The sequence below is a fragment of the Henriciella litoralis genome (assembly GCF_002088935.1).
Taxonomy (GTDB): domain Bacteria; phylum Pseudomonadota; class Alphaproteobacteria; order Caulobacterales; family Hyphomonadaceae; genus Henriciella; species Henriciella litoralis.
On sequence record NZ_NCSS01000006.1, the window covers coordinates 203,184 to 225,913 of the forward strand.

Below are 22,730 nucleotides of genomic sequence, written 5' to 3' on the forward strand. Positions count from 1 at the left end.
TTTCGGGATGGTTGAAACAATTACGCTCGGAAGGCCATCCGGCTGACGGCCTTGGCCCGGGCGCTTGTCCATGCCCGGAAGAACATACTGCGCCGCCATAGCTGAATTTGTGCAGATGCGAAAGGTCTAGGCTGAGTTGTGCCAGAAGGGCGGTTCGCGTGGGAGGAGGGCAGACACCCAAAAAAGAACGGCCCGCCTCCGGACTGGAAGCGGGCCGATAGGTTTTAAATCGTTGAGACGGCTCTAGCTGGCGTCAGCCAGGTTCTGGTTCGCAAAGTCCCAGTTGACCAGGTTTTCCAGGAACGCGTCCATATAGTTCGGGCGCGAATTCTGGTAATCGAGGTAGTAGGCGTGCTCCCAGACATCCATGGTCAGAAGCGGCGTTGCGCCATCATCGGTCACAGGCGTCTCGGCGTTTGGCGTCTTGCGGATTTCCAGCTTGCCGCCTTTCAGCACGAGCCAGGCCCAGCCGGAGCCGAACTGACCGCCGCCGGCTGCCTTGAATTCCTTGGCGAAGTCTTCGTAAGAGCCGAAGTCCTCGTCGATCTTCTTGGCAATGGCGCCGGTTGGCTTGCCGCCGCCCGATGGTTTCATCGAGTGCCAGTAGAAGGTGTGGTTCCAGACCTGAGCGGAATTGTTGAACAGACCCGCTTTGGAGCTGTCGCCGTCCGCGGCCTTGATGATCTCTTCAAGTGAAGCATTTTCATGAGGCGTGCCCTCAATCAGCTTGTTGAGGTTGTTCACATAGGCCTGATGGTGTTTGCCGTAGTGATAGTTGAGAGTCTCTTCCGAAATGTGCGGCGCAAGCGCGTCGCGGGAATAGGGAAGGGCTGGAAGTTCAAAAGCCATGAAAGTGTCTCCTTGCTGTTTCTAATGTCTAGTCTTGTAGCGCGTCGCCCCTGATATGGGTTCCAATATTCACTCTTCCACCCTCACAGACCCTGAAATCTGGGCGAATCTCGATGATCGCATGCGGACAGGCGATGAAGACCGCTGGTTGTCCTCGCGTTATGCGCCGCTGGCAGAAAGGCGCGCGCTGGTCGCGCTCTACGCTTTTTGCTGGGAATTGGCACGGGTTCGCCTTGTCGTCAGTGAGCCTGCGCTAGGCGCTATCCGGTTTCAATGGTGGCGCGATGCGCTTCAAGAAATAGGGGACGGTGAGACCCCGCGCGCGCATGATGTGGTCGGGGCGTTGGTCGATATGATCGCAGCTGAGGCCTATTCACTTTCATCATTGCTCGAAATCGTCGACGCCTATGAGGACAGCTTTGAAACAGGCGACCGGTCCGTTGAGCCGGAAACTCAGATCGCGCTGCTAGCGGCAGGGGTGTTTGGCAAGGATCATGGCTGGACGGAGGCGATCACCACGCTCGCGCCGCATGTGGCTGCCTTGCGCCGAGGCGAAACTGTGGGTCTTGGGCCGCAAGTGGAACGCGCGCCTACCGTCATTCGTCCAGCCATCGCGCATTTCCGCCTGAGACGCAGATATGCCGATAAGAAAATGTCCGGGCCGCTGGCGCGCCGCTTTTGCGTGATGAGGGCGATCAGCAGCGGCAAAGTCTAGGGCGATTTCATCCTGAACGCGTGACATCGAAAACCGAAATGCTACAGCTTGGAGTTCGCTCTCCGCCTGCGGCCGTCTCCTTGTGTGCCGCAAAAGCTCGACAAGGACTTGCCCGATGAAACTGACCACCATGACCGCGCTTGGCGCCATCTTCGCGCTTTCGGCCTTTCCGACCGTACTTTCAGGGGCTGCCCACGCGCAGGGTGAGGCGCCAAGGGTTGCGGAAAGTGCCGACGAGGCGTTTTCGCTCGAATATGAGAAGTTCACGCTGGACAACGGCCTTGAGGTCATCCTCCAGGTCGACACGTCCGATCCGATCGTCGCGTTCTCGACCGTCGTCCATGTCGGATCAAACCGCGAGAAGGAAGGCCGCACCGGCTTCGCCCACTTCTTTGAGCATATGGCGTTCAATGATTCCGAGAACGTCCCGCGCGGCTGGAACCGCAAAGCCATTCCCGATTGGGGCGGTCAGCGCAATGGCGGCACATGGTCAGACGGCACCATCTATTATGAGGTCGTGCCAAAGGACGCCTTCGACAAAATCCTCTGGATCGACTCAGACCGTCTCGGCTACATGATCAACACGGTCACGCAGGAAGCGCTTGAACGTGAAAAGCAGGTCGTAAAGAATGAGAAGCGCCAGCGTGTCGACAATGCGCCCTATGGCTACACGCAGGAAGTCATCCGCACAGCGCTCTACCCGGAAGGCCATCCCTATAGCTGGACCGTCATCGGCCAACTGCCTGATCTGCAAGCGGCCACACTCGATGATCTGAAGGAATTCTACACCGCCTATTACGGTGCCGGAAATGCGACGCTCGCCATCGTTGGTGACATCGATATCAAAGAGACAAAGGAGAAGGTTCAGCGCTGGTTCGGTGAGATCCGCCGCGGGCCAGATGTCGAAACCCCAACGCCGCAACCCGTCACGCTGGACGCTTCCAAATCTCTCTATTTCGAAGACAATTTCGCCAAGCTGCCAGAGCTGCGGATCACCTTTCCGAGCGTTGAGGCGTACAACAAGGATGAGCAAGCCCTGGACGTCCTCGCGCGGCTGATCGCAGGCACAAAGAACTCACCGCTCTATCGCGAGATTGTCGAGACACAGCAGCTTGCGCCTGACGTCAGCGCTTACAATAACAGCATGGAGCTGGCTGGCGAGTTCGTCTTCCGGGTTCGCGCCAATGCCGGCACAGACCTTGATGACGTGAAAGCGGCGCTGGACGAGGCGCTCGCCGACTTTGAGGCCAATGGCGTCGATGAAACTGATCTGCAGCGCATCAAGGCCGAACAGGAAACCATTCTCTACAACAATCTCGCCACCGTGCTCGGCAAGGCCAACCAGATGGCGAGCGACAATGAGTTTGCTGGCGATCCGGCCTATTCGGTTCAGCAGGCTGAATTGCTGCGCGAGGTGACCGCAGAAGACGTGATGGCGGCCTATGAAACCTACATCAAGGACAAGCCCGCAATCCTCACCAGCTTCGTGCCGGAAGGCGAGATGGACCTTGCGCTCGACGGCTCCGAACAGGCGAGCGTCTGGATCGAGGAAGTTAAATCGGATGTCGCCAGCGAGGAAGTCAGCCAGGGCGAAGAAGCCGAATACGAGAAGACGCCAAGCCAGTATGACCGCTCCGAACCGGAATTTGGTGAGCTGCCTTTGGTTGAGATGCCAAGCGTCTGGGAAGCCGAGCTCGACCACGGCACGGTGCTCCTGGGTATCGAGAATGATGAGCTTCCACTGGTCTCCTTCGATATCGTGTTCGATACCGGCAGCTGGGGGGATGAACCAGGCCTGGAAGGCACCGCCAGTCTTCTTGCGGCGATGCTGAACGAAGGCACGGCGACGAAGACAGCGGCTGAGCTGGAACAGGCCATCGGTCTGCTCGGCTCCGGAATCAGCGTGAGCGCCGACATTGACAGCATCACGATCAGTGCAACATCGCTGGCGCGAAACTTCGAGGCGACCGTGGCGCTGATTGAGGAAATGCTGACCGAGCCGCGTTGGGACGAGGCCTATTTCGAGCGTGAGAAGCAGGCGGCTCTGACCGAGATCAAGGGCCGCGAGGCCGACCCGACCTATATCGGTGTGCTGGCCTTCCAGAAGCTGATCTATGGCGATTATCACCCGTCGGGCCGCTCCAGTATCGGGACAACGGACAGCGTCTCGGCGATAGAGCTGGATGATGTGAAGTCCCGCTTCGACACCATGCTGGCGAGCGGTGTGACCATGCACATTGCAGGCGCGGTCGGCCAGCCGCGTGCCGGAGAAGCGCTCGGCGACATCGCAAGCATTCTGTCAGACTATGCCGGCTCATACCCGACCTACCAGATCCCCGAACAGGACAGGCAGGGGCAGGTTTATTTCATTGATGTACCGGGCTCCAAACAGAGCGTTCTGGTCGTCGGCAAGCTGACGCTCGCAACGACGGAGCGGGATTTCCTGAAGATCGGTTTTGCCAATGAAAAGCTTGGCGGCGGTATCAGCGGTGATCTGGCGCAAGTGCTGCGGATCGAGAAAGGCTACACCTATGGCGCCTATTCATCCATCTCCGACGGATATGTGGCCCAGCCGTTCCGGGCGCTGACCAGCGTGCGGGCTAACGCCACGGGCCCCTCGCTGGAAATCATCCGTGACATGCTGACAGCCTATGGGCCGGAGTTTGATGACGCCGCCGTGGACATGACCCGCCAGAAACTCGTCAAGGAAAACACCCGCGCCTTTGAAAGCCTCGATGCCAAGCTCGGCACGCTGCATCAGATCAGCAAATACGGAAAATCGCCAAACTATGTCGAGGATGAGCAGCGCGCCCTGCTTGAGATGCCGCTGGAAGAATACAAACGCGTGATCGCTGAATATCTCGCCGAGCCGGACATGATCTGGGTCGTCGTTGGCGATGGCGAGACACAGCTTGAACCTGTGAAGGCCTTTGCGGGCGGTGAGGTTATCCAGCTCGACATCCATGGAGACCCGATTGACGCCGCCGAAGCCCCCGCAGAAGACGCGGCGGAGGAATAGCAAACCGTAAGTTCGTTGCCGACCGGTTATGCTGCCGGTAGAGCCGGTCGCTAGCGCTTTGGTGTCGCTTGAGCCGGCTGCAACTGAGGCTTCGGCATGAAGATCAGTAAGCAGAAGACGATGGCGAACCAGATTGAAATCACGAAGAAACAGTCACGGAACGCGAACATGGTCGCTTCGGTACTGATCTGCCGTCCGACCTCTCCAAAGGCGGACTGAAAGGCAGGAAGCTGCGCCATGCCATTCATCTCCAGCTCACGCGCGATCAGCGTGTGGTCGTAAGCCAACTGCGGATTGCTCTCGTTTATGGCGGCGGCGAGATGCTCGCCATGAAAGATCAGGCGCCGCTGCAGCAAGATTGCGAGCAAATTGACGCCAAACGCGCCGCCAATCTGCATTAGAAACGAGACGCCACCGGTCGCTGACGCGAGCAGCGGCGGCGGAACAGCGCGGACCGCTGTCGTATTCGCTGGCGGCATACAGAAACTGATCCCGACCCGGCTAAGCACGATCCAAGACACAAGGATCCAGTAAGGCGTCAGCAAAGAAACATGAGACAGGAGCCACGCCGCCGAAGCGAAACTAAGTATGCCGAAGCCGAGCAGCCAGCGCGTATCCACCTTGTCCGTCAATCGCCCAGCCAGCGGAAACCCGATGACCATGGCGATTCCGCCCGGGATCATCATGACGCCTGCTTCTGTGGGTGAGTAGTGCTGTACGAGCTGTACGAAGAGCGGGACCATGTAGGTCGATCCGTAGATCGCAATCCCGGTCGCCGCGATGATCAGGCCCGCAGACCAGAATTGCCTGTACTTGAAGATTGCAGGATTAAGGGCAGGGAAGGGGTGTCGCCGCTCCCACAGGAAGAACAGCACGCCAGCGATCGCACCCACGGTGAACTTGATGAGGGTAATATCTGAGTCCCAGCCATCGCGGTTACCCCCTGCAAAGCCTGACAGGAGCGAGATCGACGTCATGCTGAGCAGCAGAAGACCCTGCCAATCGAGCGGACGCTTCTCTGCCTTTTGCGCGTGGTCGACAGACGGCATCAGGATGGGCGCGGCAACAAGCGCAAGCATTGCCAGGGGCACAGTGGCCACGAAGACCAGTCGCCAGCTCACAAGATCCACCGCAATGCCGCCAAGAGCCGGGCCGAAAGCCGGGGCGAGGACAACGCCAATGGAGAATATACCGATGGCCGTGCCACGCTTGTGGTCCGGAAAGGTCTGGAAGATCAGGAACATCGACATGGGCTGAAGCAGGCCCGCGGCCATTCCCTGCATCGCGCGTGAGACGATCAGCATCTCAAGTGAACCGCTCACGGCGCCAAGCAGCGATCCGGCCATGAAGACCAGCATACCGCAAACATATGTCGCGCGCGGCCCGTAATTGGCCAAGGCCCAGGCATTTGCCAGCATCGCGATCGTCGAGCCGGCCAGAAACGCCGTCGACATCCATTGCGCCTGATCCTGGCCAAGGCCGAACGCACCGATGATGGCGGGCAGGGCGACATTGATCGTGGTCGCGGCCAGCAAGGTCGACATTGAGCCGACGAGCATGCTGAACAGAAGCAACCAGCGATACGCTGAGCCAAACTGTGCAAACCGGTCGCGGATCGGCTGGTTCGCGGTTGCAGGAATATCATCAGGGAGTGGAAGCGGCGCCCTGAACGCTTTCGGTTTCGGCGTCGAGGACGCGCTACTCACCCCGCGCCGCCCTTATCTGATTTTTCGATCCGCACCCGAACCATGGTGCCGGGGCGAAGCTCGACATCCGGCTGTTCGACATCGATGCGCACGGATATCCGCTGCGTGATCTTGGTGAACACGCCGTTCGCATTGGGGTTTGGCATCAGCGCAGCTTCGGCCAGCGTCGCATCATTGATCTTCGCAACCGTCCCTTTCAGCTCAAGATCTGGATAGCTATCGACACGGACGATGACGGGCGCGCCCGGCTGGACGTTGCGGATGTTGGTTTCCTTGATGTTGGCAGAGACCCAGACGTCATCAGGATTGTGCAGCAGTGCCATCCGGAATCCGCGCAAGGAGTGCTCGCCCACATCATAGAAGATCTCGTCAATGACACCGTCTGAGGGGCTCTTGATGAGATGCTGGTCGATCACGACTTTCTGCGCCTCGATCCGGGCTTCGGCCTGTTTCAGCGAGGCTCGCAGAATGGCCAGATCATGGTCGATCAGCTGGACTTCCTGACCTGAAATGCTGGCGGTGCGCTGCTCCGCCTGCGCGCGCTTCTCCTCAGCTTCCGCCCGGCGCAGAGACTGCTCAGCTGTGTCGAGAGCGTTCTGCGCCCGGTCAAGCGCCGCCTGAGAGACAAGCTCGCGCTCGAAAAGGTCCGAGGCGCGCTGATAATCGAGCTGTGCTGTCTCATAGTCCGATTGCGCCGATTGAACCGACGCCGCCGCAGATTGGGTGCCCGCATAACGCGCCGCAACCTCGCTTCCGCTGCGCGATGAGGTGAGGGTCGATTGCGTCTCGGCCCGCTCGATCTGCGCCCGCAGGCGATCAGCTTCGGCCTCATATTGCGCGAGCAGCAAAAGCGCCTCCCGATCATCGATCCGGAACAGCACATCGCCTTCAGACACCCTGTCACCCTCACCAACGGCCACTTCGGTGATGCGACCGCTAATGTCGGTCGACACAGCAATCATGTCAGACGCGACCCGGGCATCGGAGGTCGACACATAAGCGGCCCGGTCGATGAGAAAGCGCGCCACGAAGATGATCACCACAATGGCGAGGAGAACAAAGCCGATGGTGCGGACGCGCTTTATCGTCAGCTGCCGGGGCTTTCCGGGCCTTGTGTCTACAGAAACCTCTTCAGGATGTTGTCCTGCGTGTCCGTCCATATCTTGCCAACGTTCTGCAGCAGGGCTTTCGAGGCCTTTTGGCCTTCTTTGTCCTGATGCCGTTTCCTCCGGGCTTTAAGATAAGCCCAGCTCGAACGATTGTTCGAGTCCTGACGCAAAGGCAAGGCGCTATAAGGGCCCTTTGCGAGCCTGCGTCGCTGTCGCGCATGGGCTTCCTGCCAGATCAGGCGCAGTCTCGCCGTTCGATACCTGAAAGCGCGATTTCGATATGAGCCCAGACTCCGAAGACAGCCCCAGCCTCGCAACATCCATCGTGCGCGGCTTGCGGCTTCGTTGTCCGCGTTGCGGTGAAGGGCGTTTGTTGGCCGGTTATCTGAGGCCCGTGGAGCATTGCAGCTCATGCCAGCTGCCGATTGGCGAGATTCGCGCCGATGACGGCCCACCCTGGCTGACGCTCATCGTCACAGGCCATCTGCTCGCGCCATTTATGGTGCTCATTTTCATGAGTGATGCGCTGCCGCTATGGTTGGCGACAACGCTGATGTGCCTGCTGGCGGTCGGGATGTGCCTGGCGCTTCTGCCGCGCGCCAAAGGCCTCTTCATCGCGGCCATCTGGAAACTTGGCGCTGCCCCTCATAGCGAGGAAGACAGCGCCGCTGATTAGTCGTCAAAGCCTCGGAATGTCGCTGCCTCAGCGACGGATTTACGCGTCGAGACCACTGAATTGGCTGGGAAGTCGGGATCAGGCCAGCCCATGGCGACGCAGGTCTGGATCACTTGGTCATCAGCAATGCCCGCATGCTCACGCACAACAGGGCTCTGCATGATGCCCTGGGAGTTGATGACGCAGCCAAGTCCCTTGGACCAGGCTGTATTCACAAGACAATTCACGACGCCGCCGCAATCGAAAGGCGCGACATCGCTGCCCTGAATGGACTTGTCATAGGTGATGACGATGGAGACCGGCGCGTCGAACTGGCGAAAGCCGCGCAGCACCCAGTCCATCCGCGCCTCTTTGTCGTGGCGTTCAATGCCCATCACGGCAAAAAGCTGTTTGGCGATGCCGATCTGGCGCTCACGGTGCTCGCCGGCATAGTCCGGCCCGAGCCGAAACTCGCGGCTATGCGGGACGCCCGCCAGATTGCGCTCGACATTGCCTTCACGAATCTTGTCGAGCACTTTTCCGGCCACGACATAGAAATTCCACGGCTGGGTATTCAGCGAGGTCGGCGCCCGCATCGCAATCTCGAGAATTTCCTCGATCAGTTCTTTCGGGACGGGCTTGTCGAGATAGCCTCTGATGCTTCGCCTGCTGCGCACAACCTCTTCATATTCCATGCGTAATCTCCCTTTTTGTTTGTCCTGAAGTGTCTCGCCTGCTTCCGCAAGGTCCGGTCAAGTCACTTGTTCTTGAAGTGCAATTCACGCTTTAATTGCGTGAAATATGTCGGAGCCTCGGAGACCGTCCAATGTTGAATAAATTCTACGCAGCGCCCGTGATGTTGCTGGCCGCTGTTACCGGCTTCTCTGGTGCGAATGCCCAGGAGCAGACAGACCCTAATCTGTCACTGTTCAGGAACAGCTCCTATACGCTCGCGGTCGATGATCAGTGTCAGGTGCTGGATTACGCTCAGCTTGAAGCGGCCGAATACATTCAGGCGCAGACCTACTATGCCATCAAGCAGCGATACGCCGCGGACGCCCTGGAGGCCGAAAAGGCCCGCGTCGCCGGGCTGGCCAGAGATGCATGGACAGGCTGCCTCGACCGCGCGGCCCACGCCGAAGAATGGGCGCCGGTCGATCAGACACGGCTATATGCCGATGCAATTGTCGCTGCGCCTGCCTTGATGCCCGAAACCATTGTGAGCTGTGGCACGGCGAAGGAAAGCTACAAGGTCAGGCGCTCGGAGATGATCGCCGCGCAGCAGGAGCGCGCTGCGGCCTATGTAGACTCCCCCGATAAGGCGAATTTCGAGGAGATCGCCTCAAACCTTGCAAGCGGCATCGCACCTAATTGCGAGCAGCTCGGCTATTCCGCCGACATGATCGGCGCGATGACGGCCCGTGACCGCCGCGAGACGAGCCGCAAGCATGAGGCGGGGCAGACGACCAGTATAGGCGAATTCGGTCCGTGGACGTCGTTTCGCTATTTCTCATTTGAGTCGCAGGATGAAATGGAAGCGCTCGCCTATCGCGCGTCAGGCCCGCAGGCGAACAACATTGTTGGGCTCAATCTCGATGCGCCCGGCGTGCTCGGCAACAGTGGCAGGCTGTACGTGACGCGACATGGCGATTGGGTTGCGGCGCTAAATGGCCGCGCTGACAAGCTGGAAATCCGCGCTGATGGGATTGCGCCGGTCCAGTTTGCCCGCGTCTCTCAGCCCGGCACGGAAGACATTTCTGGCAAGACGCAATTCCAGCTATCAGACGCTCAAGTGCAAGCTCTGATGGACTTGAGCGACGACACGAATTTGACCTTCTTTCATCAGCCTGTCGGACAGGATGAATGGGTGCAATTTGAGTCGGTTTACGACAGACCCGGGCATTTGCCACTTGGGCGTCTGAAAGAGGCTATCGCCTGGGCGAGCGCCCCGAAATCACCGGGGTTCTAATCTGACGCCGTGCGCCCTTGTCGCATTCAAGCGGCCTCTCCGGATTATTACCTATGCTGGATGTATAAGCACCCTATCAAAGCTGGCCTGCGCAAAAAATGCGGGCAATGCGGAGAGGGCGATCTCTATCGCGCTTTCCTCAAATTCAAACCAACCTGCGATCATTGCGGGCAGGACTTCGCCGTGGCTGACACGGCCGACGGACCGGCCTTCTTTGTCGGCTTTCTGATCATGATCGTGTTCGCGCCATTCTACTTCATCGTTCCGGCGATTGATGTCAGCATTTTCGTGAAAATTGTGCTGATGGTGCTGATCCTTGGCGCGATGTTTGCCACGGCTCTGTGGTTGCTACCGCGCTTCAAGGGCGTCTTGCTGAACCTGCAAATCCGTAACCGGGCCGAAGAGGCGCATTTCTCCACGACCGGCAAACACGGCACACCCCCGAAAAACTGGCGTCACTAGGTCAATGGTCTGAGGGGCAGGTCAGTCTCAGCGGCGGGGCTTTCGTGCCCCTAGCATGTCTCCAAAGGCCATCAGCGTCCCGCGAGCGATCTGATTGATCGTCGGCTTGCGCCCTTGCGCATGGCGCGCAAAGTCGATGCAGTTCGATCCGGTCAGATCATATTCACGCCCGAGAAGACGATCGGCCCGGCTGGAGGCGAGATATTCCCCGCTTGAGCCTTTCTGACCGTGCCACTTTACTGGCCGTCCACGCGCAAACTCGGCCATCGTCTGCGAAACAATGCCATCATGACGCCTGGTATTCGAAACGACCCGGCCGCCATGCGTGACGACCCCATAGTGCCGAAGGACCCCGCCGAAGCGAACCGAAACCACGTCTCCAGGACGATAATCAGAATCAAAGATCATCGAAAAACGATAAATCGGTATCAGCCCCAAGTCAATTGTAGGAATTGGTGATGGCGCGATGAGGTCTCCAACCTTAAATTAGGCGCATGAACTGGATTTGGGTGGCACTTCGGCGTTTTATTTCGCCCGCATTCGCGGTGGGCGCGCTCGTCATGCTGCTCGCGGTATGCGCGCCAGCGTCGCAGCCAGACCTGAGACTCGACGCAAGCGCGCCATTCGGTCAGTCGTTTGACCTCGATGTCGGAGAGATCGCCGCGCTGCGCGCTCAAAAAAAGGCCGATTGTCTCGAACGTCAATCTATGGAGGATCAACAGCGTTTTCCCGATCTCTGCGAAAGACAGGCGGATAGTAAGATAGTTTTTCTCTCCAGCGATGAACTTCCTCCGTCGCTTCGTGATGGTGAACTTTATTTCGCGCTCAACGACGCAAATGAAGTGGTGGCCTACACATACAGCTATCTTCACGGGGTCGACTGGTTGTTGTCGCCAGCCGAACGCGACAAGGTGAAACAGGGGCGCCAGGACCGTGCCATGCTTTTGTCGGCGATGCTGACCGATCTGTATGGCGCCCGACAGGCGTCGGGTCATTTTGACCAATCGACACGTTACGGCTTTGTCCCATTCCCGCTTGCTCTGCCAACGTGCAAGGCTTGGCTCGTCGAGGAGGTTGCAATCATCCTCTGCCGGGAACGGACGATTCTTATTGATGGCACAGAGATGTCGTTGAGTTTCATCCGAACGGATCGTTCGCGACATGGCAATATTATGCGGAAGATGATCGATCCCGGGCGCGGTAGAGCGGCAGCTGCGCAGTTTGTTATGGACGAGTTGCAGCGCATCGAAGACGCAGCCCGCCTCGCTGAATTGGCGCAAAATGAGCCTTCGAAAAGCTGGGACGCCGCCAAGGCCAAATGGGTGGAAGAAGATGTGTTCCGAAACTGCGAATCTGAGGATCTGCGCCCTCTGGAAGAGGCGCTGGCTGTTGGCAGGCTTCAGTTCAAGCAAGAACTTTCAGAACGTGCTGATGACAGCGGCGAAGCCATTTTTAGTGAGATTATTGACCCTGACAGTAAGTTTTATGAAGACCTCGACACCGAAGATGACCGACCGACCATACTTGCAATGCTGGAACTGGCTGCCGAGCGTGGAAGCCACGAAAGTATATCAGAGCTCGGTGCCAGCCAGCTATATTGCTATGAGGGCGTCGAGCAGGATCTTGAAGGCGCGCGCGAAAAGCTGCAGCTGGCGGCCGATGAGGGTGTATCGCTTGCAAAGTACTCGCTGGCCCTGATGTACGCCTCGGGCATGATCGCCTCGGAGAATCCGGACCAGAGCGGCAAGGCCCTGTTAGAGACCTGCGCCGCAGAAGGTGAACCCGCATGCGTCGATCTTGTGGGGTGGCAGTAAGGGGCCTCATCTCGTTGCATTGCGAGCCGCACAGGTATTACGGTTCAGGGGATCTAAAACCCTCGAAACTCTGCAAATTCGTCCACCGGCGCGCGTTCGGACCGCAGCTGGTTGACCGGGTGCGAGCGGTCTGGATAGCCAAGTGACATTCCGCAATACACCATTTCGGTTTCGCCAAGGCCAAGATGCTCTTTCAGGCTTGGTCGCAGGATGCCCCAGCACTCCTGCATGCAGGTGCCCCAGCCGCGCGCTTCAGCAAGCAAAGCGAGGGTCTGCATGAACATGCCGGTATGTGCCCACTGGCCATGGCCCATGCGCTCATCGATCACGAAGAAAACGCCGACGGGGGCTTCGAAGAAGCGATAGTTGCGCGCAAACCATTCGAGCCTTGCGGGGCGGTCCTCGCGCGGAATCTCCAGCTTTTCATACATCATCTCGCCAACCTTGCGGCGGCGCGCTTCATGCGGCTCCCAGAGGTCCTTGGGATAGATCGGACGGTCCGTTGGTTCGCCGCGCGGATTCTCTGCGAGCCGCTTCTGGGCAAGCTCAATGACGGCCTGCTTGGCGTCGCCAGCAACCGCAATAACCCGCCAGGGCTGGAGATTTCCGCCGGATGGCGCGCGTTGAGCTTCTTCAAGCCATTCGCGCAGCTCTTCCTCGCTGATCGGATCTTCGAGATAGGCGCGAGTGGAGATGCGCTGCTGGATCGCCTGTTCAAGATTCATGTCCGGTTTCCTCTTAATATCGCGGGGGATTTATGACATCGACGTTGGGTAAGGATAGGGGGCAGACGCGAATAAATCTGCGCGAGCAAGCCGCAGTGCCGCGGCGCCCGCCGCATGCTAGAGGACCGGTCCATGCGTAAGCCAAAAATCCTCACAACCATCAGGGACTATTCCTGGTCGCTGTTCTTCGCCGACCTGATGGCCGGCTTGACCGTCGCCCTTGTGGCGCTGCCGCTCAGCCTTGCCATCGCCATCGCGTCGGGCGCTGACCCCGGCAAGGGGCTCGTCACGGCGATTGTGGCGGGCTTCTTCATTTCATTGCTTGGCGGATCGCGTGTCCAGATCGGCGGACCGACGGGCGCTTTCATTGTCGTCGTCTTCGGCGTGATTGCGGAACATGGCTATGATGGCCTTGTGCTCGCGACCTTCATGGCGGGTCTGATCCTGCTGGTCGCTGGCTGGATGCGGGCAGGGCGGCTCATTGCCTTTATCCCGGAAGCTGTCGTCAACGGTTTCACGATCGGCATCGCCATCATCATCGCAGCGAGCCAGATCGGTGACTTTTTCGGCCTGACCGTTTCTCATATGCCAGCGGACTTTATCGAAAAGCTTCCCGTCCTATGGGGCGCGCGGGAGACGACGAATGTGTCGGCGCTGTGCATCGCGCTGGTGACGCTGGTGCTGATCATCGGCCTGCGCAGGCTCGCGCCCAAATATCCAGGCCTTGTCGTTGCGGTTGGCGTTGGTTCCGCGGCCGTGGCGCTAATGAACCTTCCCGTGGATACGCTTTTCTCGCGATTTGGCGCGCTGCCGAACCAGTTGCCGATGCCGCACCTGCCGGACCTCAGCTGGGACCGGCTCGTCGAACTTATCCCGTCTGCCATCATCATCGCTTTCCTGGCCGGGGTGGAGTCGCTCCTTTCCGCCATGGTCGCTGACCGGATGATTGGTGGCCATCACCGCCCGAACGCCGAGTTGACCGCGCAGGGGGCCGCGAACATCGCCTCATCGCTCTTCGGCGGCCTTCCGGCCACAGGCGCCATTGCCCGCACCGCAACCAATGTGCGCGCTGGCGGCAAGACACCCGTCGCAGGGATCGTTCACGCGCTGGTGATCCTGCTCATCATGTTGGCGGCCGCGCCACTTGCCGGCTATCTCGCTTTGCCGGCGCTGGCAGCCCTTCTAGTGATGACAGCCTGGAATATGAGTGAGCCGCACAAATGGAAGGAATACGCCAAGGCGCGCAAGAGCGATCTGGCGCTCCTGCTCCTGACCATGGTGTTGACGGTGCTTGTCGATCTGACGGTTGCAATTGGTGTCGGCGTTGCCGTTGGCCTCGCGCTCCGGCTTAGCAGGCGCGATACGGATGAGAGCGACTGGAAGACGCCGAAGCGGTAACAGCTCGCCCGTGGATCAGAGCGAGAAACTCGTCCCACAGCCACAGGCAGCTGTGGCGTTCGGATTGTTGATCTTGAAGGCCGCGCCGATCAATTCGGTCGAGAAGTCGATTTCCGAGCCGCGCATGAATTCCATGCTCATCTCATCGACGAGAACGCGGGCCCCGTCGCGCTCGATGATCACATCATCCTCATTACGGGTATCTTCGAGGTCGAACTTGTAGGAGAAGCCCGAGCATCCGCCGCCTTCGACGGACACACGAAGGAAGTCCTTGCCGGACTGCTTTGCCAGAATCGCATTAATGCGCTTTGCAGCATTTTCAGAAAGGGTAACGTCGCTCATGCCTGACAAGATAGGTAAGCCTGCGCTTCCAGAAAAGAGAGCAGTGTTTGCGACCCTGTGGGAAAATTCCCGTGGACGGTTCCACAATGAGGCTGAATCGGCCACCCGCACGCCGTTTCAGCGCGATCGCGACCGGATCATCCATTCCTCAGGTTTTCGGCGCCTGAAGCAGAAAACGCAGGTTTTCGTCGCGCATGAGGGCGATCACTACCGCACGCGGCTGACCCATTCTCTGGAAGTGGCGCAGATCGCGCGCTCTGTCGCCCGGCGGCTTGGCGTCGACGAGGATCTGGCTGAAGCCATGGCGCTGGCGCATGATCTCGGTCATCCGCCTTTCGGCCATGCCGGTGAGGACCAGCTGGACGCCTCGATGGAGGCCTATCAGGGCTTCGATCACAATGCGCAGACCTTGCGCGTCGTCACGCGGCTGGAGCAACGCTATCCGCTGTTCGATGGGTTGAACCTCACCTGGGAGATGCTGGAAGGGCTGGTCAAGCACAACGGACCGCTTCTGACTGCGGACACGTCGATTTCTTCGCTGCCGGCGGCCTTTCGCGATTTTCCGTATCTTCAGCAGCTGGAGCTCGACCAGTTTGCCGGGCCAGAAGCCCAGATCGCGGCGCTCGCTGACGATATCGCCTACAATAATCACGACATCGATGACGGCATCGCGGCCGGTCTGTTTGAGATTGATGACATGCTGCACCTGCCGCTCGTCGGAGACGTGTTTCGCTCGGTGCGTCTGGAGCATCCCGTGCTCGACACGCAGCGAACTGTCTATGAAGCCGTGCGCCGACTTATAGGCCTGTGGATCGATGACCTGATCGGTGAAACCCGGAAACGCGTTGAGAAGCATAATCCACAATCGGCCGCAGACGTTCGCGCTATGCCTGAGCCTCTCGTGGCGTTCTCTGAAGAGTTTGAAGCCCAGCAGCGCGCCCTTCGCGCGTTCCTGTTTGAGCGGATGTACAAGCACTACAAGGTCAACCGGATGCGCAGCCAGGCCAAACGCGTCCTGAAAGAGCTGTTCGACCTGTTCCTCGAAGAGCCGGATATCCTGCCGCCACCACTAAGACAGGATGCCGAGCAGGCCCCAAAGGACCGGCGCGCCCGGCTGGTCTGCGACTATATTGCGGGAATGACCGACAATTACGCCATCGACCTGCACCGGAAAGTCTTCAATATCGAAGGCATGATCTGAAGTTAAATCCCTGCGACTTCCAGACCGATTCAATGATCATTAACGAAGCGCGCGCTAATTTTAACCAACATTGTTTCAGCAGGGGCAGCTCACCGGCATGACCAATCGAATCACAGACCACGACCTTGGACCGTATGAAGAAGATCATCGCGGCTTCGAAATAAAAGACGACGAGACTGCGAGAGGTCCGCTTATCCTGGCGCTGGCCCTCGGGGTTCTGCTCGTTTTCGGGGCGGTCGTCTGGAATACGTATAGCCACGGCGTGCGTAGCGATGATGGCGCGCTGCCGATGGTTGTTGCTGACCAACAGCCCTATAAGCGCGTGCCGGATGAACGTGGCGGCATTCAGATCGATGATCTGGACAACCGCCTTTATGATGCCCTCGACGGCAGCACACGCCCGCCTGCTGTCAGGCAGGTTGCGGCAAACAATGATGGCTATCTGCGCGGCGCCCCGCCTCGCGATCTTCGTCCATCCGCGTCACCTGAGCCGAAAGCGACCGAACCTGCGAGCGAAAGCCCGGCTGTGAGTGGTGACGATCTGCCGCCAATCCAGAACCAGGCGACGGAGCCGGCCATTGAAACCGCGCCTGTTCAGTCCGTGAACGTCATGCCGACGGAAGTCACGCCGGCTGAGCCAGAGCCTGCCATGGCGCCAGAACCAGAGCTGCGCGGTGAACCCGATCACCGCTTTGCCTTCGTCCCGGGCGGCGAGTACCTCGTCCAGATTTCCGCCGTGCGCACGCATGAAGCAGCTGAGGCGGCATGGTCGACTGCGAGCAAGCGCCATCCCGACATCTTCTCAGGGGCCCATATGTCGATCCAGAAGGCAGACCTCGGCGCCAAGGGCATCTTCTACCGCCTGCGCGCGGGGGCCTTCGGGTCGCGCGATGGTGCGACGAAATTCTGCTCCGCGTTCAAAGCCAATGGCGGGGACTGCATCGTCATTCGCGAAGCCGCATGACGAACAAGGCGTGCATTTTAAGTATTTCAGGGCCGGACTTGCTGGAAAGCGAGGCGGCCCTTTTTGCTGAATACAAGCCGTGGGGCGTCATCCTGATGGGGCGGTCTTGCATCTCGAAAGACCAGATCCGCAAATGCGTTGATGATATCTGGACGGCGGTTGGCCGCGAAATCCTGATCTTCATCGATCAGGAAGGTGGCCGTGTTGCGCGCTTGAAATCGCCAGAGTGGCCGATTTTCCCGCGCGGCGAAGTCTATGGCCAACTTTATGATCGTGATCCTGAGCTGGGCCTGGAGAGCATCTGGCTCGGCCATCGGCTGATCGCGCATGAGCTTGCCTCGATGGGCATCCATGCCGACTGCGCGCCGATATGCGATTTGCCACAGCCGGGCGCGCATGATGTCATTGGGGACCGCGCCTATGGCACGGATCCGGACAAGGTCGGACTATTGGCCCGCGCGGCTCTGAGAGGGCTGGAGGACGGCAATGTCGCCGGTGTGATCAAGCATATTCCGGGGCATGGCCGCTCTATGGCTGATAGTCATCTTGAGCTGCCGCGCGTGACCGCAGGCGACAATGAACTCGCCTCGGACTTTGCCGCCTTTGTGCATGTGAACGATGCTGCGATGGCGATGACAGCCCATATTTCCTACGACGCGTTTGATGCTGAGCGCGCCGCAACTGTCTCGCCATTGATGATTCAGGAAGTCATTCGGCGCCGAATCGGGTTTGATGGTCTTCTGATGACCGATGATCTTGGCATGAAAGCCCTTGGCGGGACGCTCACGGACCGCGCGGACGCTTCGATAGCAGCCGGATGTGACGTGCTGCTGCATTGCTCCGGCTTTCTAAAAAATGCCGACGACATCCTTGCTGAAATGACCGAAGTGGCTGAAGCTGCGCCCGTTCTCGATGGCAAATCTTTGGCCCGCGCCGAAGCGGCAGAACGCTCAGCGCAGCGCGGTCAGGACTTTGATGTAGACGCTGGATGGACCCGCTTCCGTGAGCTCGTCCCGAATGTTGGAGCCATGCACTTTTGAGCCTTGAACTTGTATCCAACGACCTCGTCGACCGCGAGGACATTGAAGCCGGGGACCTGTTCTCGGTTGATCTTGATGGATATGAGGGCCCGCTTCATCTGCTGCTGGATCTCGCGCGCAAGCAAAAGGTCGACCTGCTCAAGGTCTCGATGCTCGATCTTGCCAACCAGTATATCGATTTCATTGAGGATGCCCGCAAGAAGCGGATAGACCTTGCCGCCGATTATCTTCTGATGGCGGCGTGGCTTGCGTTCATGAAGTCACGCCTCCTTTTGCCGAAGCCGGAAAAGGCCGCCAATGACGAGATAGATGGCGAGGAAATGGCCGCGCGTCTGGCCTTCCGCCTGAAACGCCTTGAAGCGATGCGCGAAGCCGCCGAGCAGCTGATGGACCTTGGCCAGCTTGGGCAGGACGTGTTCCTGCGAGGCGCACCTGAGCAGCCACGCATTGTTCGCCATACCGAATACGACACCTCGCTCTGGCACCTGATGCAGGCCTTCGGCTCAATCCGTCAGCGCCGGGAAGATGCCGCGCCGCATAAGGTTGTGCATCAATATGTGCTGCCGCTTGAGCATGCTCGCGACTCGCTGAAAAGCTTGAGCAGACTGATTGATGATTGGGCGAGCCTTGCGCAACTGCGCGAGCGGATGAAAGATGTCGCCGCAGACATCCCGCCGCGCTCCGTCATGGCCAGCGTATTTTCAGCGGCGCTCGAGCTCGCCCGTGATGGCGACATTGATCTGCGCCAGGATGCTCATTTTTCGCCGCTTTACCTACGCGGCCACCGCGAGGAAGCAGAAGGGACCACCGCATGAGTGCGATACCCCAAACAAAGGCTGAAGACATCGAAGACGCGCCAGACGATATCCGCGATGCAGTCCGCCAGCTGAATTTCGCCTATCGCCGTTCTTCGGAAATGCTGGCTGATGCCGCCAGCACAGGCGTCGATGCGAGCTCTGAAGCCCTTCGCCGCGCCGAAGCCATTCTGTTTGCCGCAGGTGAACCGCTCAGCGCTGAGCAGATCGCTGAAGTGTTGCCGCAGGACGCAGATGCCGCGCAGGTTCTGATGTCGCTTAAGGCGGCCTACGCCAATCGCGGCGTCAACCTTCTCGAAGTCGCCGGCAAATGGCGCTTTCAGACGGCTGAAGACCTGGCCTATCTCTTTGTGGAAGAGCGCGAAGAGCAGAAGAAGCTGTCGCAGGCCGCGCTCGAAACCCTCGCCATCATCGCTTATGGCCAGCCCGTCACACGCGCTGAGATCGAGGCCGTGCGCGGTGTCGCCGTCTCCAAAGGCACGATCGACCAGCTGATGGAAGCCGGATGGGTTCGCATCAAGGGCCGCCGCAAGACGCCGGGCCGCCCGGTCACCTATGGCACGACAGATGGCTTCCTCGAACAGTTCGGCCTGGAAAGCCTTGAAGTGCTGCCTGGCCGAGCAGAACTTGAAGCTGGCGGCCTCCTTTCGGACGTCGTGCCGGATGATTTCAATGCCGACGATGTTGATATTCCCGTGACCGACGGTGAGACATTTACGGTCGAAGACGAAGATAATTCGTCTTTCGTGACTGATTTCATGGACGGCACGGACGAGGAAGATTAGGGCAGGGCTGAACCTTGGCCATTGAGCTGGGGCACAGACAGCGCTAATTGTCCTGTATAACTCTGGGAGAATATCCATGGCCCCAAGCTGGATGCAGCTTCTTATCGTACTTATCGTCGCCTTGCTGCTGTTTGGTGGACGCGGACGGATTTCCTCGATCATGGGTGACATGGCCAAGGGCGTTCGCAGCTTCCGCAAGGGCCTCAATGACGAAGACGAGGACGAGCAGAAGAAAAAAGAGCTCGACGACGAGAAGATGGTCAACGTCACGCCTGAGAAGGAAAAGTCCAAAACCTCCAGCTAATTGGCTAGGGAGGCCGGCTGACAATGCTTCCGCAATTCGGATTCACCGAGTTCATGCTCGTCGCAATCATTGCCTTGATTGTGGTTGGGCCCAAAGATCTGCCCATGATGATGCGCAAGCTTGGCCAGTTTCTGGCCAAGGGCAAAGCCATGGCGCGCGAATTCCAGTCCGCTTTTGATGATATCGCCAAACAGGCCGAGCTTGATGAGCTGCGCAAGGAGATTGAAGACCTCCGCCGCGATAACGCCCTGACCGAAGCCGTTGATGAACTCAAACGTACCGAGGCAGATATCAATCGTCAGGTCATGATGGAAAGCCCGCTGGCGTCGAAGAAGCCTGGGCCCGCTGAGGCCGACAAACTGACAGATGAGGGCGCCTCGACCGCTGACTCTGTCGAACAGGACACACCGAGCGAGGCCGCATCGGCGCCAACACCTGATAAGCCAGCACCCAAAAAGCCGGCCGCAAAAAAGCAATCTCCCAAAAAGCAAACCAAGTCCGCCAGCGAGAGCGGCACCAGAAAATCCACGCCAAAGAAAGTCGCGCCGCAGCCTGACAAGACCGGGGCCGGTACTGAATGACGAAGGATATGCGCGCGGACGAAAAGCCGAACTTTACCGACGAAGACGAGATGGAATCCTCTCGTGCGCCGCTGCTCGATCATCTGATTGAGCTGCGCAGCCGCCTTATCTGGAGCATCGCCGCGCTCGCCGGGGCCAGCATCCTCTGTTTCTTCTTCGCACGGCCGCTCTACAACATCCTCCTCGCGCCGCTCGTTCAGGTGGCCGAGGTTGATCGCGGCGATACACGGTTTGAATTGATCTACACCGCGCCGCTCGAAGTCTTCTTCGTGCAATTGAAGCTCGCTTTGTTCGCTGGCGTGTTCGTCGCCTTTCCGGTCATGGGCTGGCAGATCTACTCTTTCGTGGCGCCGGGCCTCTACAAGCGTGAAAGAGGCGCGGTTCTGCCCTTTCTCATCGCCGCGCCGGTTCTTTTCCTGATTGGCGCGATCTTCGTCTACTATGTGATGCTGCCGCTGATTTCGAACTTCGCGCTCTCCTTCGAGCAGGAAGCGAGCGAAGGCGTCGCGGCGATTACCCCGCAGATCAAGGTGTCGGAATATCTCTCGCTGGTCATGGCGTTGATGCTGGCCTTCGGTCTGAGCTTCCAGCTGCCCGTCGTGCTCGGCCTGCTGGGACGCGCAGGTCTTGTCGGGACAGACACGCTCCGCAAGGGCCGCAAATATGCGCTTGTCGGCATTCTTGTTGCCGCGGCCTTCTTCACGCCGCCAGATCTTATCTCGCAGATCATGCTCGCCGTGCCGGTCTATTGTCTCTACGAGATCAGCATTGCCTGCGTCGCGATGATGGAGAAAAAGGCCGCCGAGGAAGAAGCCGAGCGGGCCGAAGAGTAACCCCGCTGCCAGAACCGCAAGAATGATCACCTTGCCCGGTTTCGAAGCGGCGATGTTTGGTCTAGATGAGGCCAGACAGAGACGTACACGATAGGGCTGGGCCTTGCATGTTTGATATCCGCGCCATCAGAGATAACCCACAGACGTTCCGCGACGCTTGGAACCGCCGTGCCGCCGGGCTGGGCGACAAGGTCGATGACATCCTCGCCCACGACACAGCGCTCAGAAAAGCGCTCACAGACAAGCAGGAAGCTGAAAGCGCGCGCAACGCCAATTCCAAGCTGATCGGCCAGGCCAAGGCCAAAGGCGACGAAGCTGAGTTCGAGCGCCTGCGCGCCGAAGTCGCCACGGCCAAGGAAACAATTGAAACAGCTGGCGAGCAGGAAGAAGAAGCCCGCAAACTGCTTGATGAACTCATCTACGGCCTGCCGAACCTTCCGCTCGAAGATGTGCCTGAAGGCACAGACGAAGAGGGCAATGTCGCTCAAAAACATTGGGGCAGCCCGCGCGACTTCAACTTCAAGCCGCAAGACCATGCAGACCTCGGCGAAAAGCTCGGGCTGATGGACTTTGAGACGGCTGCAAAGATGTCCGGCTCCCGGTTTGTGCTGCTCAGCGGCGCGCTCTCGCGGCTGGAGCGGGCGCTGGCGAGCTACATGCTCGACGTCCAGACGGGCGAGCATGGCTATACCGAGTGTTCGCCGCCTCTGCTCGTACGCGATGAAGCCATGTTTGGCACCGGACAGCTTCCGAAATTCGGTGAGGATTCTTTCCGCACGACAGATGGCATGTGGCTGATCGCGACATCAGAAATCTCGCTCACCAACATCGTCGCAGGCTCCATTATCGAAGCGACCTATCTGCCGCGCCGCTTCACTGCGCACACGCCGTGCTTCCGTTCAGAAGCGGGCAGTGCAGGGCGCGACACGCGCGGCATGATCCGTCTACACCAGTTCAACAAGGTGGAGATGGTCTCCATCGTGAAGGACGTCGAAGCGGGCCTCGAAGAGCTCGAACGCATGACGACCTGCGCCGAGACCATCCTCGAGCGCCTCGAGCTGCCATACCGGCGGATGCTGCTGTGCACGGGCGACATGGGTTTCGGCGCCCGCAAGACCTATGACCTCGAAGTCTGGCTGCCGAGCCAGGACACCTATCGCGAGATCAGCTCGTGCTCGTATTGCGGTGACTTCCAGGCCCGTCGCATGGATGCTCGCTGGCGCCCGGCACCGAGCGAGGACACTCCAAAGCCAAAGCCGGAATTCGTGCACACGCTGAACGGCTCCGGCCTCGCGGTCGGGCGCACGCTCGTTGCTGTGCTGGAGAACTACCAGCAGGAAGACGGCTCCATCGCCGTGCCGAAAGTCCTGCAGCCTTATATGGGCGGGCTTGAGGTGATTAGCTAAAACCAGACCTCATCCTGAGCCTGTCGACGGATGTGCAG

At 59.1% G+C, this 22,730-nt stretch carries 23 protein-coding genes; 16 read left to right on the forward strand and 7 right to left on the reverse strand.

Features of this window, described 5'->3' with window-relative positions:
* Positions 1-243: 243 nt before the first annotated feature.
* Positions 244-849 (reverse strand): superoxide dismutase, encoded by a 606-nt coding sequence (locus B8783_RS04630; protein WP_084418613.1) that lies wholly within the window; start codon positions 847-849, stop codon positions 244-246.
* Between the two features lie 55 nt (positions 850-904).
* Between B8783_RS04630 and B8783_RS04635 the strand changes: the two genes are divergently transcribed.
* Together B8783_RS04635 and B8783_RS04640 are read left to right on the forward strand one after the other, a co-directional pair.
* On the forward strand, positions 905-1,564 hold the full coding sequence (locus B8783_RS04635; RefSeq protein WP_084418614.1) for a squalene/phytoene synthase family protein: 660 nt from the start codon (positions 905-907) through the stop codon (positions 1,562-1,564).
* Positions 1,565-1,679: 115 nt separating this feature from the next.
* Positions 1,680-4,583 (forward strand): M16 family metallopeptidase, encoded by a 2,904-nt coding sequence (locus tag B8783_RS04640; protein ID WP_139792248.1) that lies wholly within the window; start codon positions 1,680-1,682, stop codon positions 4,581-4,583.
* 50 nt (positions 4,584-4,633) lie between these two features.
* Here B8783_RS04640 and B8783_RS04645 read toward each other — a convergent pair whose 3' ends face one another.
* Together B8783_RS04645 and B8783_RS04650 are read right to left on the reverse strand one after the other, a co-directional pair.
* Positions 4,634-6,289 carry a DHA2 family efflux MFS transporter permease subunit gene (locus B8783_RS04645; protein WP_084418615.1) on the reverse strand — a complete coding sequence of 552 codons (1,656 nt, stop codon included), beginning with the start codon at positions 6,287-6,289 and terminating at the stop codon, positions 4,634-4,636.
* Positions 6,286-7,449, reverse strand: a complete 1,164-nt coding sequence (locus B8783_RS04650; protein ID WP_084418616.1) for an HlyD family secretion protein — start codon at positions 7,447-7,449, stop codon at positions 6,286-6,288. The genes B8783_RS04645 and B8783_RS04650 overlap by 4 nt, the downstream gene beginning before the upstream one ends.
* A gap of 229 nt (positions 7,450-7,678) precedes the next feature.
* On the opposite strand from B8783_RS04650, the gene B8783_RS04655 reads away from it, so the two are divergent.
* Positions 7,679-8,074 (forward strand): DUF983 domain-containing protein, encoded by a 396-nt coding sequence (locus tag B8783_RS04655; protein ID WP_084418617.1) that lies wholly within the window; start codon positions 7,679-7,681, stop codon positions 8,072-8,074.
* Here B8783_RS04655 and B8783_RS04660 read toward each other — a convergent pair.
* A complete protein-coding gene (locus B8783_RS04660) occupies positions 8,071-8,748 on the reverse strand; it encodes a nitroreductase (protein ID WP_084418618.1) in 678 nt (225 codons plus the stop codon). The genes B8783_RS04655 and B8783_RS04660 overlap by 4 nt on opposite strands.
* Positions 8,749-8,879: 131 nt before the next feature.
* Between B8783_RS04660 and B8783_RS04665 the strand changes: the two genes are divergently transcribed.
* Both B8783_RS04665 and B8783_RS04670 read left to right on the forward strand, forming a co-directional pair.
* A complete protein-coding gene (locus tag B8783_RS04665; protein ID WP_084418619.1) occupies positions 8,880-10,022 on the forward strand; it encodes a hypothetical protein in 1,143 nt (380 codons plus the stop codon).
* 60 nt (positions 10,023-10,082) lie between these two features.
* Positions 10,083-10,484 carry a DUF983 domain-containing protein gene (locus B8783_RS04670; RefSeq protein WP_084418620.1) on the forward strand — a complete coding sequence of 134 codons (402 nt, stop codon included), beginning with the start codon at positions 10,083-10,085 and terminating at the stop codon, positions 10,482-10,484.
* A gap of 27 nt (positions 10,485-10,511) precedes the next feature.
* Here the strand turns inward: B8783_RS04670 and B8783_RS04675 are convergent, their stop codons facing one another.
* Entirely contained in the window at positions 10,512-10,892 is a 381-nt protein-coding gene (locus B8783_RS04675; protein ID WP_139792249.1) for a C40 family peptidase, read from the reverse strand.
* A 299-nt stretch (positions 10,893-11,191) separates the two neighbouring features.
* Here B8783_RS04675 and B8783_RS04680 point away from each other — a divergent pair, with 299 nt between their 5' ends.
* On the forward strand, positions 11,192-12,298 hold the full coding sequence (locus tag B8783_RS04680; protein ID WP_139792250.1) for an SEL1-like repeat protein: 1,107 nt from the start codon (positions 11,192-11,194) through the stop codon (positions 12,296-12,298).
* 53 nt (positions 12,299-12,351) lie between these two features.
* On the opposite strand, the gene B8783_RS04685 is transcribed toward B8783_RS04680, so the two are convergent.
* On the reverse strand, positions 12,352-13,023 hold the full coding sequence (locus B8783_RS04685) for a nitroreductase (protein WP_084418623.1): 672 nt from the start codon (positions 13,021-13,023) through the stop codon (positions 12,352-12,354).
* 132 nt (positions 13,024-13,155) lie between these two features.
* Between B8783_RS04685 and B8783_RS04690 the strand changes: the two genes are divergently transcribed.
* On the forward strand, positions 13,156-14,421 hold the full coding sequence (locus B8783_RS04690) for a SulP family inorganic anion transporter (RefSeq protein WP_084418624.1): 1,266 nt from the start codon (positions 13,156-13,158) through the stop codon (positions 14,419-14,421).
* A gap of 15 nt (positions 14,422-14,436) precedes the next feature.
* Here the strand turns inward: B8783_RS04690 and erpA are convergent, their stop codons facing one another.
* Positions 14,437-14,763: an iron-sulfur cluster insertion protein ErpA gene (erpA, locus tag B8783_RS04695; protein ID WP_084418625.1), complete on the reverse strand. Its 327-nt coding sequence runs from the start codon at positions 14,761-14,763 to the stop codon at positions 14,437-14,439.
* Here erpA and B8783_RS04700 point away from each other — a divergent pair.
* The 9 genes from B8783_RS04700 to serS all read left to right on the forward strand — a co-directional run bounded on the left by B8783_RS04700 (position 14,762) and on the right by serS (position 22,692).
* Positions 14,762-15,964, forward strand: coding sequence for a deoxyguanosinetriphosphate triphosphohydrolase (locus B8783_RS04700; RefSeq protein WP_199288152.1), 1,203 nt, complete (start codon positions 14,762-14,764; stop codon positions 15,962-15,964). The genes erpA and B8783_RS04700 overlap by 2 nt on opposite strands.
* A gap of 97 nt (positions 15,965-16,061) precedes the next feature.
* Complete coding sequence (locus B8783_RS04705; RefSeq protein WP_084418626.1) at positions 16,062-16,928, forward strand: SPOR domain-containing protein; 867 nt, start codon at positions 16,062-16,064, stop codon at positions 16,926-16,928.
* A complete protein-coding gene (locus B8783_RS04710; RefSeq protein WP_084418627.1) occupies positions 16,925-17,968 on the forward strand; it encodes a glycoside hydrolase family 3 N-terminal domain-containing protein in 1,044 nt (347 codons plus the stop codon). Before B8783_RS04705 ends, B8783_RS04710 begins: the two co-directional genes overlap by 4 nt.
* Entirely contained in the window at positions 17,965-18,783 is an 819-nt protein-coding gene (locus B8783_RS04715) for a segregation and condensation protein A (RefSeq protein WP_084418628.1), read from the forward strand. Before B8783_RS04710 ends, B8783_RS04715 begins: the two co-directional genes overlap by 4 nt.
* A complete protein-coding gene (gene scpB, locus B8783_RS04720; RefSeq protein ID WP_084418629.1) occupies positions 18,780-19,568 on the forward strand; it encodes an SMC-Scp complex subunit ScpB in 789 nt (262 codons plus the stop codon). The genes B8783_RS04715 and scpB overlap by 4 nt, the downstream gene beginning before the upstream one ends.
* A 76-nt stretch (positions 19,569-19,644) precedes the next feature.
* A complete protein-coding gene (tatA, locus tag B8783_RS04725; protein WP_169711704.1) occupies positions 19,645-19,872 on the forward strand; it encodes a twin-arginine translocase TatA/TatE family subunit in 228 nt (75 codons plus the stop codon).
* Between the two features lie 23 nt (positions 19,873-19,895).
* The gene (gene tatB, locus B8783_RS04730) at positions 19,896-20,453 is read left to right on the forward strand and encodes a Sec-independent protein translocase protein TatB (protein WP_084418630.1); all 558 of its coding nucleotides are present in this window, start codon (positions 19,896-19,898) and stop codon (positions 20,451-20,453) included.
* The gene (gene tatC, locus B8783_RS04735) at positions 20,450-21,286 is read left to right on the forward strand and encodes a twin-arginine translocase subunit TatC (RefSeq protein WP_084418631.1); all 837 of its coding nucleotides are present in this window, start codon (positions 20,450-20,452) and stop codon (positions 21,284-21,286) included. The genes tatB and tatC overlap by 4 nt, the downstream gene beginning before the upstream one ends.
* Positions 21,287-21,393: 107 nt before the next feature.
* Positions 21,394-22,692: a serine--tRNA ligase gene (gene serS / locus B8783_RS04740; protein ID WP_084418632.1), complete on the forward strand. Its 1,299-nt coding sequence runs from the start codon at positions 21,394-21,396 to the stop codon at positions 22,690-22,692.
* The last annotated feature ends 38 nt before the right edge of the window (positions 22,693-22,730 follow it).

Coding starts and splice junctions, on each gene's coding strand:
- B8783_RS04660 (WP_084418618.1), bottom strand. CDS start 8,748: ATGGAATATGAAGAGGTTGTGCGCAGCAGGCGAAGCATCAGAGGCTAT.
- B8783_RS04685 (WP_084418623.1), bottom strand. CDS start 13,023: ATGAATCTTGAACAGGCGATCCAGCAGCGCATCTCCACTCGCGCCTAT.
- B8783_RS04665 (WP_084418619.1), top strand. CDS start 8,880: ATGTTGAATAAATTCTACGCAGCGCCCGTGATGTTGCTGGCCGCTGTT.
- B8783_RS04655 (WP_084418617.1), top strand. CDS start 7,679: ATGAGCCCAGACTCCGAAGACAGCCCCAGCCTCGCAACATCCATCGTG.
- erpA (WP_084418625.1), bottom strand. CDS start 14,763: ATGAGCGACGTTACCCTTTCTGAAAATGCTGCAAAGCGCATTAATGCG.
- B8783_RS04690 (WP_084418624.1), top strand. CDS start 13,156: ATGCGTAAGCCAAAAATCCTCACAACCATCAGGGACTATTCCTGGTCG.
- B8783_RS04650 (WP_084418616.1), bottom strand. CDS start 7,449: ATGGACGGACACGCAGGACAACATCCTGAAGAGGTTTCTGTAGACACA.
- B8783_RS04680 (WP_139792250.1), top strand. CDS start 11,192: ATGGAGGATCAACAGCGTTTTCCCGATCTCTGCGAAAGACAGGCGGAT.
- B8783_RS04670 (WP_084418620.1), top strand. CDS start 10,083: ATGTATAAGCACCCTATCAAAGCTGGCCTGCGCAAAAAATGCGGGCAA.
- B8783_RS04630 (WP_084418613.1), bottom strand. CDS start 849: ATGGCTTTTGAACTTCCAGCCCTTCCCTATTCCCGCGACGCGCTTGCG.
- tatA (WP_169711704.1), top strand. CDS start 19,645: ATGGCCCCAAGCTGGATGCAGCTTCTTATCGTACTTATCGTCGCCTTG.
- tatB (WP_084418630.1), top strand. CDS start 19,896: ATGCTTCCGCAATTCGGATTCACCGAGTTCATGCTCGTCGCAATCATT.
- B8783_RS04705 (WP_084418626.1), top strand. CDS start 16,062: ATGACCAATCGAATCACAGACCACGACCTTGGACCGTATGAAGAAGAT.
- B8783_RS04700 (WP_199288152.1), top strand. CDS start 14,762: ATGCCTGACAAGATAGGTAAGCCTGCGCTTCCAGAAAAGAGAGCAGTG.
- B8783_RS04710 (WP_084418627.1), top strand. CDS start 16,925: ATGACGAACAAGGCGTGCATTTTAAGTATTTCAGGGCCGGACTTGCTG.
- scpB (WP_084418629.1), top strand. CDS start 18,780: ATGAGTGCGATACCCCAAACAAAGGCTGAAGACATCGAAGACGCGCCA.
- B8783_RS04635 (WP_084418614.1), top strand. CDS start 905: ATGGGTTCCAATATTCACTCTTCCACCCTCACAGACCCTGAAATCTGG.
- B8783_RS04675 (WP_139792249.1), bottom strand. CDS start 10,892: ATGATCTTTGATTCTGATTATCGTCCTGGAGACGTGGTTTCGGTTCGC.
- serS (WP_084418632.1), top strand. CDS start 21,394: ATGTTTGATATCCGCGCCATCAGAGATAACCCACAGACGTTCCGCGAC.
- B8783_RS04640 (WP_139792248.1), top strand. CDS start 1,680: ATGAAACTGACCACCATGACCGCGCTTGGCGCCATCTTCGCGCTTTCG.
- tatC (WP_084418631.1), top strand. CDS start 20,450: ATGACGAAGGATATGCGCGCGGACGAAAAGCCGAACTTTACCGACGAA.